General features: G+C 63.8%; 10 protein-coding genes and 1 tRNA gene. 10 read left to right on the forward strand and 1 reads right to left on the reverse strand.

The genetic code is table 11. From position 1 onward, the window contains the following. Window positions 1–196 precede the first annotated feature (196 nt). From nifS to G3446_RS13705, 3 genes are all read left to right on the forward strand, one after another. A complete protein-coding gene (gene nifS / locus G3446_RS13695) occupies window positions 197–1,423 on the forward strand; it encodes a cysteine desulfurase NifS (protein WP_164453396.1) in 1,227 nt (408 codons plus the stop codon). Between the two features lie 635 nt (window positions 1,424–2,058). Next, entirely contained in the window at window positions 2,059–2,367 is a 309-nt protein-coding gene (locus tag G3446_RS13700) for a DUF485 domain-containing protein (RefSeq protein ID WP_164453397.1), read from the forward strand. Then, window positions 2,364–4,094: a cation acetate symporter gene (locus G3446_RS13705; RefSeq protein ID WP_164453398.1), complete on the forward strand. Its 1,731-nt coding sequence runs from the start codon at window positions 2,364–2,366 to the stop codon at window positions 4,092–4,094. The genes G3446_RS13700 and G3446_RS13705 overlap by 4 nt, the downstream gene beginning before the upstream one ends. Window positions 4,095–4,358: 264 nt before the next feature. On the opposite strand, the gene soxB is transcribed toward G3446_RS13705, so the two are convergent. Beyond that, window positions 4,359–6,140 (reverse strand): thiosulfohydrolase SoxB, encoded by a 1,782-nt coding sequence (soxB, locus tag G3446_RS13710; protein ID WP_164453399.1) that lies wholly within the window; start codon window positions 6,138–6,140, stop codon window positions 4,359–4,361. Between the two features lie 408 nt (window positions 6,141–6,548). On the opposite strand from soxB, the gene soxX reads away from it, so the two are divergent. The 7 genes from soxX to rlmKL all read left to right on the forward strand — a co-directional run bounded on the left by soxX (window position 6,549) and on the right by rlmKL (window position 12,300). Then, the gene (gene soxX / locus G3446_RS13715) at window positions 6,549–6,935 is read left to right on the forward strand and encodes a sulfur oxidation c-type cytochrome SoxX (RefSeq protein WP_164453400.1); all 387 of its coding nucleotides are present in this window, start codon (window positions 6,549–6,551) and stop codon (window positions 6,933–6,935) included. Between the two features lie 153 nt (window positions 6,936–7,088). After that, the gene (gene soxA / locus G3446_RS13720) at window positions 7,089–7,928 is read left to right on the forward strand and encodes a sulfur oxidation c-type cytochrome SoxA (protein WP_164453401.1); all 840 of its coding nucleotides are present in this window, start codon (window positions 7,089–7,091) and stop codon (window positions 7,926–7,928) included. A gap of 92 nt (window positions 7,929–8,020) precedes the next feature. Beyond that, complete coding sequence (locus G3446_RS13725) at window positions 8,021–8,575, forward strand: hypothetical protein (RefSeq protein ID WP_164453402.1); 555 nt, start codon at window positions 8,021–8,023, stop codon at window positions 8,573–8,575. A 34-nt stretch (window positions 8,576–8,609) separates the two neighbouring features. After that, window positions 8,610–9,287 (forward strand): rhodanese-like domain-containing protein, encoded by a 678-nt coding sequence (locus G3446_RS13730; protein WP_164453403.1) that lies wholly within the window; start codon window positions 8,610–8,612, stop codon window positions 9,285–9,287. Between the two features lie 110 nt (window positions 9,288–9,397). Continuing rightward, window positions 9,398–9,482: transfer RNA gene (locus G3446_RS13735), tRNA-Leu, on the forward strand. Between the two features lie 88 nt (window positions 9,483–9,570). Beyond that, window positions 9,571–9,984 (forward strand): YajD family HNH nuclease, encoded by a 414-nt coding sequence (locus G3446_RS13740; RefSeq protein WP_164453404.1) that lies wholly within the window; start codon window positions 9,571–9,573, stop codon window positions 9,982–9,984. Window positions 9,985–10,137: 153 nt separating this feature from the next. Then, a complete protein-coding gene (gene rlmKL, locus G3446_RS13745; RefSeq protein ID WP_164453405.1) occupies window positions 10,138–12,300 on the forward strand; it encodes a bifunctional 23S rRNA (guanine(2069)-N(7))-methyltransferase RlmK/23S rRNA (guanine(2445)-N(2))-methyltransferase RlmL in 2,163 nt (720 codons plus the stop codon). Window positions 12,301–12,340 lie beyond the last annotated feature (40 nt).

Genomic DNA, 12,340 nt, shown 5'->3' on the forward strand with positions numbered 1-12,340 from the left:
GATTTGCCTTCTGGGCTCAGAGTGAGCTCCGCAGTTCGAGGCGCGACCGGGAATCATGCTGGCGCCTCGGTCACGATACCCATAGAGGGTACGAGTCACGTCTTGGAAACGACGCATCAAAGTCCTTAGCGCGCTTTGCGCCTTTGCGGTTCGACGAACGAGCTTGAATCACACCTATTTCAGCGGGGCCAGAGCAATGACCACTGACACCGGAACCCAGGGGATCTACTTCGACAACAATGCCACGACCATGGTGGCTCCAGAAGTCGTCGAGGCCATGCTGCCCTTCTTCACCGAGCAGTTCGGCAACCCCTCCTCCATGCACCTGTTCGGCAACAAGGTCGGCTTCGCGATCAAGCAGGCGCGCCAGCAGGTCCAGGCGCTGCTCGGCGCCGAGCATGACTCGGAGATCGTCTTCACCTCCTGCGGGACCGAGTCGGACTCCACGGCCATCCTCTCGGCGCTCAAGGCCCAGCCGGATCGCAAGGAGATCATCACCACGGTGGTCGAGCACCCCGCGGTCCTGGCACTCTGCGAGCATCTGGAGAAGGAAGGCTACAAGGTTCACTACCTGGAGGTGGACGACAAGGGTCGGCTCGATCTGGATGTCTATCGCAGCCTGCTGTCCAACCAGGTCGCCATCGTCTCCGTCATGTGGGCGAACAACGAGACCGGCACCCTCTTCCCGGTGCTGGAGATGGCCGAGATGGCCAAGGCCGTCGGCGTGCTCTTCCACACGGATGCGGTGCAGGCGGTCGGCAAGCTGCCGATCGATCTCAAGCGCTCGTCCATCGACATGCTCTCTCTGTCCGGCCACAAGCTGCATGCCCCCAAGGGCGTCGGCGTCCTCTACCTGCGCCGCAACACCCGCTTCCGTCCGCTGCTGCGCGGTGGTCATCAGGAGCGCGGCCGCCGCGCCGGGACCGAGAACACCGCCGCCATCGTCGCACTCGGCAAGGCCTGCGAGATGGCGATGGAGCACATGGACCACGAGCAGACCGTCGTCCGCACCCTGCGCGACCGGCTGGAGGAAGGCATCATCGCCGCCGTGCCCCACAGCTTCGTCACCGGCGACCCGAGCAACCGCCTGCCCAACACGGCCAACATCGCCTTCGAGTACATCGAGGGAGAGGCCATCCTGCTGCTGCTGAACAAGCTCGGCATCGCCGCCTCCAGCGGCTCGGCCTGCACCTCAGGCTCGCTCGAGCCCTCGCACGTCATGCGCGCCATGGGCATCCCCTACACGGCCGCGCACGGCACCACCCGCTTCTCGCTCTCGCGCTACAACACCATGGCCGAGGTCGAGCGCGTCATCGAGGCCGTGCCGCCCATCGTCGCCCAGCTGCGCAAGCTCTCGCCCTACTGGGGCGAGAACGGCCCGGTCGAGGAGCCAGAGAAGGCCTTCGCGCCGGCCTACGCCTAACCGCCTTGGCGATTGGCTCGGCACTCACCCGAGCGCGGGCTGCCGCGCGGCGCAAGTCGGACGCCGCGCGGCAGGCGCTTCTGGGGTATCGCTCTCCAATAGAGCACCTGTCGCGCATCTTCCCCACCCAATGAGCCCCAGGAGGGCAGTCAGCCGCCGGCCGCTGGCTTGTCGATACAGTCTCCAAGCTCAACGACGGCCCCAGACGCGCCCGCTTCGAGCTCGCCCGCGAGCGAGCGAGACCCCGCCTACCCCAGGCACGTTCCCCCCCTCCACCTGACGCCTCAATGTCCGAGCCGCCTGCCCCCGAAGGACCAGAGCGGCGCAGCACCTCGCCGCGGGATGCTGCCCTCGCAGCGCGACTGGCCCTCAAAGCAATCTAAGACATTGAAAGAATTAATCGGCGCACAATTGACGCTAATCGGCGCGCACTGAAGAATCCCAGCGCTTCGACGCCCCGCACGCGCATTGACCACGCAACGAACGGCAATACCCCGCCAACCCTGGCCGGGGCGAATGGCGTGTGCGCCTTTGTACAAGAGCGAAGACAACCTCGCTGGCTCCCTGTCACGCAGGCATTCGGCGCCCATCAACAGGTCCGAGTCAATCGGCCCTAATCAATCGAAGGAAACTCCATGCAACAAGAGTCGGTCGATGCCATCAAGGCAAGCCCGCGCTACCAGGAGCTCGTGCGCTCGCGCAAGCGATTCGCCTGGCTGCTGACGATCATCATCCTCGCCATCTACTATGGCTTCATCCTGACGATCGCCTTCGCCCCCTCCTGGCTGGGAACGCCCGTCGTCGAAGGCGCGACCACCACCATCGGCATGCCCATCGGCGTGATCATCATCGTCGCCGCCTTCGTCCTGACCGGCATCTATGTCGCCAAGGCCAACAGCAAGTTCGACGCTCTGACCAAGGCCGTCCGGGAGGAGCTGCAATGAGGCGCTATGCGACCTGGGGCGTGCTGCTCGCACTGCTGACACCCTTCATGCTCATGGCCGCGCCGGCCCTGAGCGGCGCCGTCGAGAGACAGGCGATCAACTACACCGCCATTTACATGTTCCTGATCTTCGTCGCCGGGACCATGGGCATCACCTACTGGGCGGCCAAGCGCACCCGCTCCGCCAAGGACTTCTACACCGCCGGCGGCGGCATCACCGGCTTCCAGAACGGCCTTGCCATCGCCGGCGACTTCATGTCGGCGGCCTCCTTTCTGGGTATCTCCGGATTGGTGTTCGCCTCCGGCTACGATGGCCTCATCTACTCCATCGGCTTCCTGGTCGGCTGGCCGGTGATCATGTTCCTCATCGCCGAGCAGATCCGTAACCTGGGCAAATTCACCTTCGCCGACGTCAGCTCCTACCGTTTCGGTCAGACCGAGATCCGCACCATGGCGGCCATCTCTTCGCTGGTCGTGGTCGCCTTCTACCTCATCGCGCAGATGGTGGGTGCCGGCAAGCTGATCCAACTGCTCTTCGGCCTGGATTACTGGATCGCCGTAGTCATCGTCGGCGGTCTCATGATGGTCTATGTCATCTTCGGCGGCATGACCGCAACCACCTGGGTGCAGATCATCAAGGCGGTGCTGCTGCTGTCCGGCGCGACCTTCATGGCCATCGCCGCGCTCGCCACCTTCGGCTTCTCGCCCGAGGAGATGTTCCGTCAGGCCGTCGAGGCGCATCCGAAGGGCGCCGCCATCATGTCGCCCGGCTCGCTCGTCACCGATCCGATCAACGCCATCTCGCTGGGACTGGCGCTCATGTTCGGAACCGCCGGCCTGCCGCACATCCTGATGCGCTTCTTTACCGTGCCGGATGCCAAGGAGGCGCGGAAATCGGTCTTCTACGCGACTGGTTTCATCGGCTACTTCTACATTCTGACCTTCATCATCGGCTTCGCGGCCATCGTGCTGCTGCTCCAACATCCCGAGTTCTACAAGCCCGAAGCCATCGCCGCGGACGGTAGCATCATCAAGGGGCAGCTCATTGCCGGTCTGAACGGAGGAACCAACATGGTCGCCATCCGTTTGGCCGAGGCCGTCGGCGGCAATCTCTTCCTGGGCTTCATCTCGGCCGTCGCCTTCGCCACCATCCTTGCCGTCGTCTCGGGTCTGACGCTGGCCGGTGCGTCCGCCATCTCGCATGATCTCTACGCCAGCGTCATCGCGCGCGGGCGGAGCAATGAGAAGACCGAGATCCGCGTGTCCAAGATCGCAACCTTCATGCTGGGCTTGGTCGCCATCGGTCTGGGGATCGCCTTCGAGAGCCAGAATGTTGCCTTCATGGTCGGCCTCGCCTTCGCGATCGCGGCGAGCGCCAACTTCCCGGTCCTGGCCGCCTCGATCTTCTGGAGCAAGATGACCACCCGTGGCGCACTGGTCGGCGGCTTCGTCGGACTGATCTCGGCCGTGGTGCTGACCATCCTGTCCAAGGCGGTCTGGGGCGACGTGCTGGGGCACACCGCCATGATCGATGGAAAGGAAGTGGCGGTTGGGCTCATCTCGCTCAACAACCCGGCGATCATCTCCATGCCGCTGGCATTCGCCTTTATCTGGATCGCATCCCTGACGGACAGCTCGGAGCGCGCGAAGCGTGAGCGCATCGCCTTCGAGGCACAGAAGGTCAGGTGTGAGACTGGGATTGGCGCGGAGGGTGCGACGGCGCACTAGGCGACCGCCGCCATCATCCGACAGGCCCGAGGCGAGGCAACGCTCGCCGAGGGTCGCCTGGAAGCCAGTCGACGGGGCCGCAAGGCCCCGGATTCGTTCTAGCCTGTAATGACCAACTGAGCTGCGAAGAGCGCGAAACCAGAGGACGCCCTGCGACGGCGATCATGGTCCTTCAGCAGCGAACGCGCCCGCACCCGTCGCCCCAATCTCCTTCGCGCCTTTGCGGCTCAAATCACCGATTTCAGGACCCGCAAGCCGCACCGCTCAGACAGTCACCGGATAGTCAGAAATGCCCGGGTTTCCCGAGACGTTCTTGAGCTTCGGCGTATTGAGCCGGGTGATCTTGACCGTCTTGACGTCGCGCAAGTAGGTCGCGACGGTCTCCCAGATCGGCTCGCCCGGCGATTGGCTGCCGACCGTGGCCCAGCCCGCGACCACGTAGGTCTTGTCCGGCTCGATCTCGGTCCCGTCATCCAGCGTCATGTCCTGAATGCGCTCGCCGATGCCCGCGCTCGGATCGCACACGTAGTTGAGACCACCCACCCGCACCATGTCGCCGCCCTGCTGGACGTAGGGATCCGGGTTGAAGAGGTTGTCGCAGACATCCTCCAGGATGGCCTTGATCTCGGCACCTCTCAGCTCGCGCCGATAGGTCTCCGGATAGGTGATGCAGGTCTGGTCCATCACATTGTCCATGGTGATGGCCTGGCCAGGCAGAACGGTCGTGCCCCAGCGGAAGCCGGGCGAAAGGCTGATCTGGGCGTCGTGGACCTTGAGCAGGGCGTCGCAGATGACCTGGTCGAAGGTGCCGTTGAAGTTGCCGCGCCGATAGAGCAGCTCATCGGCGGTCGCCAGCTTCTCTTCCAGCTTGTCCTTGTAGGGCGCGCGAACGCCGGCGATGTAATCGACCATGGCCGCGTCCGGCTCGAGCAGGTTGGAGAAGACCGGCAGCAGCCGATAGCGGTAGTCGCGCAGCTTGCCGTCCTTGACGTCGAGGTCCATGACGCCGACGAACTTGCCGTTCGAGCCGGCGTTGGTGACCAGGGTCTTGCCGCCTGGGTTCTCCACCACACTGGGCGCAGGCACGCCGTCATGGGTGTGGCCGCCGAAGATGACGTCGATGCCGGTCACGCGCGAGGCCATCTTCAAGTCGACATCCATGCCATTGTGCGAGAGCACCACGACCAGCGCCGGGCTCTCCTTCCCGCGGACCTCGTCGACGATCTCCTGCATGCGCCCGTCTTGGATACCGAAGGTCCAGTCCGGGATGAAGCGCTGCGGGTTGGCGATGGGCGTATAGGGGAAGGCCTGACCGATGACCGCGACCTTGACGCCGCCGATCTCCTTGATGGTGTAGGGCTCGAACGCCAGGCCGCGATCCTCGTCGAAGCCGGCGAAATCCTCGAAGCGATAGTCGAACAGCGCCTCCTCGCGCACCTTGACGTTCTGGGCGACGAAATCGCCCTTGAAGGCGCCGACGTTGCGAATGACCTCGTCGTCGCGATAGGTGAACTCCCAGTGCCCGGTCATGACGTCGACGCCGAGCAGATTGCAGGCGCCCACCATGTCCATGCCCCGCGTCCAATAGGCGGTGCCCGAGCCCTGCCAGGTGTCGCCACCGTCGAGCAGCAGGCTATTGCCGTCGCCAGCACCCGCGCGCAGCCGATCGACCAGCGTCTTGAGGTGCGCGAAACCCCCGACCGAGCCGAACGTCTCCGCGCCCGCTACATAGTCGAGGTAGGTGAAGGCGTGCGATTCGATTCCGCCAGGCGGGATGTCGAAGTATTTCAGCAGATGCTCGCCGACGAGATGAGGTGGCTTGCCCATCGCCGGGCCGATCCCTATGTTGACGTTTGGCTCGCGGAAGTAGATCGGGTTGAGCTGCGCATGGGTATCCGTGATATGGAGCAGGCGTAGGTTGCCGAACTTGGGAATCTCGTAGAGATCAGACGGCTTCTTCTGCGCCGCGCGCGCGGACATGGGAAGCATTCCGGCGGCTCCGGCCAGGCTCATGAGTCTGATGAATTCGCGTCGGGATAGGGACATTAACGGATGATCCTCCGATGTGCTCGTTCAGACGAGCTTGCTATTGGGATTCTTTTCGATCTCGTCGGGCAATTGCAGCTGGCGCGCCCGCTTCTATGTTCGGCCGAGTCGAGCGTTTACCAACCGACGGTCCGCCGCCCTGAAAGCGGTACGCAGACGACGCTCCGAGACGCGCGTCGCCTCGATCGCAGGGCTGGCATCTGATGGCGGAACCCATGCTAGGATTCGACACCAGGTGTGGCCGAGACGCACGCAGTACAGCACGATAACAAGACTACGGGCCACCCACTGAAAGGCGGATGACCTTTCGCTCTTAGACCGAGAGGGACTCAGGCAAATCAAGCAGACTCAGACGAGTCGCGCAGGCTTAGACGAGTCGAAAAATAGAGTACCGAGGAGGTTTCGCATATGTTGTTCTTCCGCTCATCCAGGCCAGGCCTGCTTGCGCTGTCGCTCGGCGTCTCGACGCTCGCGGCGGGCCCCGCACTCGCGGCCGATATGCCACCGAACATCCAGCTGAACGGAGACGCAGAGGCAGGCGAGCTCGTGGCCAACGACCGCGCAAAAGGTAACTGCGTCGCCTGTCACGCCATGCCTGGGGCGGAAAGCCCTGGCGCCATCGGCCCGGTGCTGGTCGCCGTGCAAACGCGCTTCCCGACCAAAAAGGCGCTCGCCCGGCAGATCTGGGATGCCACAACGAAGAATCCTGAGGCCGTCATGCCGCCCTTCGGCAAGCACGAGATCCTTACGAACAAGGAGTTCGTGGACGTCGTCGAGTACATCTGGTCGCTTTAGCCATGGGTCGAGCCCTGTCCGCCGAGCATGGCCGCGGCAGTCAGCTCGCCATGGCCCATGCGCCGCGTGCCCACCGTCCCTTCCGCGAGCCCGCGGAAGCCCATCGCGCGGCGGCGCATCTAAAGCGACGAACACCTTGAGGCAGCCTAAGTCATGACGAAGAAGACAATCACCCTGATCGCAGCCAGCCTGGCCTGCACCCTGAGCCTGCCGACGGCGCTAGCAACGCCCGAGCAGGACAAGGAGACCTTTCAGGCCTATTTCGAGTCACGCTTCCCGAATGTGCCCGAAGACGATTTCGTCAACGGCGCCTATGCCATCGACCCGGTCGGACGGGAGAACTGGGAGGCCATCGAAGAATTCCCACCCTACGAAACCGCGATCAGCAAAGGCGAGGAGATGTGGGAGACGCCCTTCGAAAACGGCAAGACCTACAAGGACTGCTTTCCGGACGGCCCCGCCATCGCCGGCAAGTACCCCTATTGGGACCGGGAGCGCGGCATGGTGATAACCTTGCCGTTGGCGATCAACGAGTGCCGGGAAGAGAACAAGGAGAAGCCGCTCAAGTACGCCAAGGGACCCATCGCGGACATCGTTGGCTACATCGCCTACGAGTCGCGCGGCCAAGTCACCAATGTCGAGATCCCGGAAGACGACCCGCGGGCGCTGGAGGCTTACGAGCGCGGCAAGCAATTCTACTTCGCTCGCCGTGGGCAGCTGAATTTCTCCTGCGCCCATTGTCACATGGGCAATTCCGGCACCACGCTGCGGACCGAGATCCTGAGTCCGGCTTACGGCCACACGACGCACTTTCCGGTCTACCGCTCGAAATGGGGAGCCATGGGCACGCTGCACCGCCGCTTCTCCGGCTGCAACAAGCAAGTCCGCGCCAAGCCATTCAAACCTCAAGGCGAGGAATATCGGAATCTCGAGTTCTTCTTCACGTACATGAACAACGGTCTTGAGCTGAACGGCCCTGGCGCGCGAAAGTGATCCTTACCGGACACCTCGAGCCAAGCGATAACGAGGCGCGCCACAGCAGCCGCCTCGGCTCGACCGATAGAGACGAGAGGAGTTGAGAGAGAATGAAGATTCGCAAAGTATTCGGCAGGGCCTTGATCGCCGCCCTGATGGTTGCGCTGCCGCTGGGCAGCGCTTGGGCGACGCACCGCGTCGAAGCGGAGAAGGCTATCGACGAGGCCAAGGCCGCACACGAGAAGGCTCAAGAGGTGGGAGCCGCTTCGCTCGAGACGCAGCAGATGATCGAGCGCGCGGAGAAGCTCATGCCGTCGCGCCAGTTCACCAAGGCGAAGGGAATCGCAACCAAGGCACGGATGCAAGACGAGTACGCCTACGAGCGGGCAACAAGCGATGACCAAGGCGACGTCGCCATGAGTCGCCGCGCCACCCAGGTGATCGAGGCGGCGGAGGCAGCGCGAAAAAAGGCGGCCTCCGTGGGTGGGGAATGGCGCGATACGGCCAAGATGATCACAGAAGCGGAGGGCCTGGCGAAGTCAGGCAAATTCGAGGAGTCCATCGCGCTAGCCAACAAGGCCGAACGACAGGGCGAGCTGGGCTACGAGCAGGCGATGAGGGAAAAGGATGCCGACTTCCCCTCTTACGTCGCCAGGAAGCAATAGCCCCTCTCAATCGCTCGCTCAGGAGAATCTCAAGATGACACAGAGAGCCACGTCCAAGATCCTACTCGCCCTGGTTGCCGCCTTCGCCCTGCCATTGGGGGCCTCCGCAACGGAGAACAAGATCGCGCGAAACCTCGAGAGCGTCGAGGTCATGCACGACGGCAAACCAGTGACCGTCTATCGCGGTCACGACCGCGATGCCAAGCTACCGGAGATCTTCCAGAAGACCGACCGCGGCTGCCCACCCTTCTGCGTTCAGCCGATCATCATCGCCGATGGTGTCGAGACCATTGGCGAGCTGGAGCTGCTCGGCTACCTCAAGCGCATGGCGCAAGGTGAGGATGACCTCATGGTGATCGACTCGCGTACGCCCGACTGGGTCATGCGCGGGACCATCCCCGGATCCGTCAATATCCCTTGGAACAAGATCAACCGAGAGACAGCCGGCACCTTTGAAACGCCATCCGAGGCGGATAGCTTCCATCACATCCTCGAGGACGAGCTCGGGGTCGACAAAAAGCCGGATGGCGCGGGCTGGGATTTCAGTCGAGCCAAGACCTTGGTGCTCTTCTGCAACGGCATCTGGTGCCCGCAGTCATCGATGAACATCCATACCCTCATCGGGATCGGCTACCCGGTCCACAAGCTCAAGTGGTATCGCGGCGGCATGCAGGACTGGGTCAGTGTCGGCCTGACCATCGTCAAGCCCTGACGCTCGAGCAGCTGAGTCCATCCAATCCGCGAGGCGCCTTCGGGCGCCTCGCGCGCTTTTGTCCTCTGCCGATACCCCTTTCCCCGCAAGCACTGTAAAATGCCCGGATCGCGCGGGTGGCGGAATTGGTAGACGCGCTGGATTTAGGTTCCAGTGGAGCAATCCGTGGGGGTTCAAGTCCCCCCTCGCGCACCAGACTCTCGCGACACCGACCCAGCCGTATCCAGGCATCGACAGGCGCCTTCGGAACGGCCCGAGCAAGCCCCGACAGAGGATACGGCACATGGCACAGAGCAACGGCCCGCGCCATGCAAAGACCGGAAAGGCGATCAACACCGACAAGCTCGACCGCGTCGTCGCCCAAGCCCGCAAGGCCAGCGACGAGCGTGCCGCGGGCTACCGCGATCAGGCCCTCAAGCTCTACCCCTGGGTCTGCGGTCGCTGCGCCCGGACGTTCACGCGCGAGAACCTCAGGGAGCTGACGGTCCATCACAAGGACATGGACCACGACAACAATCCGCCGGACGGAAGCAACTGGGAGCTCCTATGCGTCTATTGTCACGACAACGAGCACCAGAAGCATGAGGAGCATCTGGCCTCGCTGGCATCCGGCAGCGGCAAGCGAAAGGACGGTGCCGGCAAACAGACCACATACAACCCCTTCGAGGGACTCGCGGACCTACTGAAGAAGGAATAGGTCGGCAAGCATCTCGCCATCACCCTCTCGGCGTCACGGCATGGTCCTAGCGCGCGGTCCCGAGCCGCCATCCGAGGGAGCCCAATCATGGCTGATCGGCCGTCCTAGACTCACCTCCCGACGCATCACCAGCCCTCTCAGCCGGACAGCCACATGCCCGACCACATCTTCTTCGCCTCGGCCCCCAAGCACATGGGCAGTCTCCTCGCGGAGGAGCTGTCGCGGCTCGGAATGGCAGAGGCGACGGAGACGCGCGGCGGCGCCCGTTTCGTCGGCAGCATCGAGGACGGCTACCGCGCCTGCCTGTGGTCGCGCATCGCCAGCCGCATCTTGCTGCCCATCGTCCAGCTCCCCGCCAACAGCCCGGACGAGCTCTACGCCGTCGCCCACGAGATTCCCTGGGAAGACCACCTGACGCCGGATAGGACCTTCGCGGTCCAATTCGACGGCAGCCTGACGGGCATCAACAATCGCCAGTTCGCCGTGCTCAAGGTCAAGGACGCCATCGCCGACCGTTTTCAGGCGCGCATGGGCAGGCGTCCGAGCGTCGACCCCCGCACGCCCGATTTCAGGGTCCACGTCTACGGCCAGCAGAATCAGGCCGGCATCAGCATCGACCTGTCGGGAAGCTCGCTGCACGAGCGCGGCTATCGCGACCAAGGCTCCGCCGCCCCTCTGAAAGAGAACCTCGCGGCCGCCATCCTCATGCGAGCCGGCTGGCCGGAGATCGCGGCGGAAGGCGGCGCGCTGCTCGACCCCATGTGCGGCTCGGGCACCCTGGTGATCGAAGGCGCGCTCCTCGCGGCGGACATCGCCCCGGGTCTTCTGCGCGCAAGCTTCGGCTTCCACGGCTGGACCCAGCATGACGAGCAGGTCTGGCAGCGCCTGCTGAGCGAGGCCCGAATTCGCCGCGATGCGGGTATCGAGCGCCTGGGCTCGATGCGCGGCTATGACGTCAATCCCAACGCCATACGCGCCTCGCTGCATCATCTCGAGCGCGCCGGACTCGCGGGACTGGCGCACTTCGAGCGCCGCGAGCTGTCAGACTGCCGCCCAGGCAAGGCCGAGGACGAGGGGCTGGTGGTCGTCAACCCACCTTATGGCGAGCGCTTGGGCGCGAACGACGACCTGCCGCAGCTCTACGGCCACCTCGGAGCTGTCCTCAAGGAGCGCTTCGTCGGCTGGCGCGCCGCTGTGTTCACCGCCGACGCCGAGCTTGGGAAGGCCATGGGGCTACGCGCCGTCAAGCTCAATAGCCTCTACAACGGCCCGATCGAGTGCCGCCTGCTCCACTTCCAGGTCGAGCCACGCTTTTTCGTCAGCAATCATCCGCGCCCGCTGCCTCCCGAAGAGCGCAGCGAGGGCGCGGCCATGCTCGCCAACCGCTTGACCAAGAACCTCAAGGCACTGCGCAAGTGGCAAAGGCAGGAGCACATTCAATGTCTGCGCATCTATGACGCGGACATACCTGAGTACGCCCTCGCCATCGATGTCTACCAAGGCGAAAAGCGCTGGGTGCACATCCAGGAATACGCGGCTCCGCCCAGCGTCGACCCCAAGAAGGCACGCCACCGCATCCGCGAAGCACTCGGACTCATCCCCGAGGTCCTCGAGGTGCCGGGCGAGCAGGTCTTTCTCAAGGTTCGGCGCCAGCAGAAAGGACGCGCGCAGTACGAAAAGCTCGCCGAGACGCGCAACTTCCACCGAGTGGAGGAGTACGGCCACAAGTTCCTGGTCAACTTCGAGGACTATCTGGATACGGGTCTCTTCCTCGATCATCGCGAGATTCGCCGGCTGATCGGGGCAATGGCGAATGGCAAGCGTTTTCTCAACCTCTTCGCCTACACGGGCACCGCAACCGTCTACGCCGCCAAGGGGGGCGCCACCTCGACCACCACGGTCGACATGTCGCGAACCTATCTCGAGTGGGCAGCGGGCAACCTGTCGCTCAACGGCATTCAAGGCCCAGAGCACGAGCTGATCCATGCCGACTGCGTGCGCTGGATCGAGATGATGAACGGGCGCCGCCGCTACGACCTCATCTTCATGGATCCGCCCAGCTTCTCGACCTCGAAACGCATGTACGGAACCCTGGACATCCAGCGCGACCATGTCGCCCTGATCAAGTCCGCCATGCGCCTGTTGGAGCCGGACGGCATGATGATCTTCTCCAACAATCTGCGGCGCTTTCGCATCGATACCGAAGGACTTGCCCCACTCAACGTCGTCGACATCGGCCCCGACACCCTGCCGCGCGATTTCGCGCGCAACCCGCGCATCCACAGCTGCTGGATGATTCGGTACCACGCCAAATGACGCCCCTCGCTCAAGCCTCTTGGGCACTGGCGCCGCCCTG

It is taken from the genome of Thiorhodococcus minor (genome assembly GCF_010820565.1).
In the GTDB taxonomy this organism is placed as follows: domain Bacteria; phylum Pseudomonadota; class Gammaproteobacteria; order Chromatiales; family Chromatiaceae; genus Thiorhodococcus; species Thiorhodococcus minor.

Excerpts from the sequence above, each read along its gene's own strand:
- nifS (WP_164453396.1), top strand. The coding sequence starts at position 197 with ATGACCACTGACACCGGAACCCAGGGGATCTACTTCGACAACAATGCC.
- G3446_RS13700 (WP_164453397.1), top strand. The coding sequence starts at position 2,059 with ATGCAACAAGAGTCGGTCGATGCCATCAAGGCAAGCCCGCGCTACCAG.
- G3446_RS13705 (WP_164453398.1), top strand. The coding sequence starts at position 2,364 with ATGAGGCGCTATGCGACCTGGGGCGTGCTGCTCGCACTGCTGACACCC.
- soxB (WP_164453399.1), bottom strand. The coding sequence starts at position 6,140 with ATGTCCCTATCCCGACGCGAATTCATCAGACTCATGAGCCTGGCCGGA.
- soxX (WP_164453400.1), top strand. The coding sequence starts at position 6,549 with ATGTTGTTCTTCCGCTCATCCAGGCCAGGCCTGCTTGCGCTGTCGCTC.
- soxA (WP_164453401.1), top strand. The coding sequence starts at position 7,089 with ATGACGAAGAAGACAATCACCCTGATCGCAGCCAGCCTGGCCTGCACC.
- G3446_RS13725 (WP_164453402.1), top strand. The coding sequence starts at position 8,021 with ATGAAGATTCGCAAAGTATTCGGCAGGGCCTTGATCGCCGCCCTGATG.
- G3446_RS13730 (WP_164453403.1), top strand. The coding sequence starts at position 8,610 with ATGACACAGAGAGCCACGTCCAAGATCCTACTCGCCCTGGTTGCCGCC.
- G3446_RS13740 (WP_164453404.1), top strand. The coding sequence starts at position 9,571 with ATGGCACAGAGCAACGGCCCGCGCCATGCAAAGACCGGAAAGGCGATC.
- rlmKL (WP_164453405.1), top strand. The coding sequence starts at position 10,138 with ATGCCCGACCACATCTTCTTCGCCTCGGCCCCCAAGCACATGGGCAGT.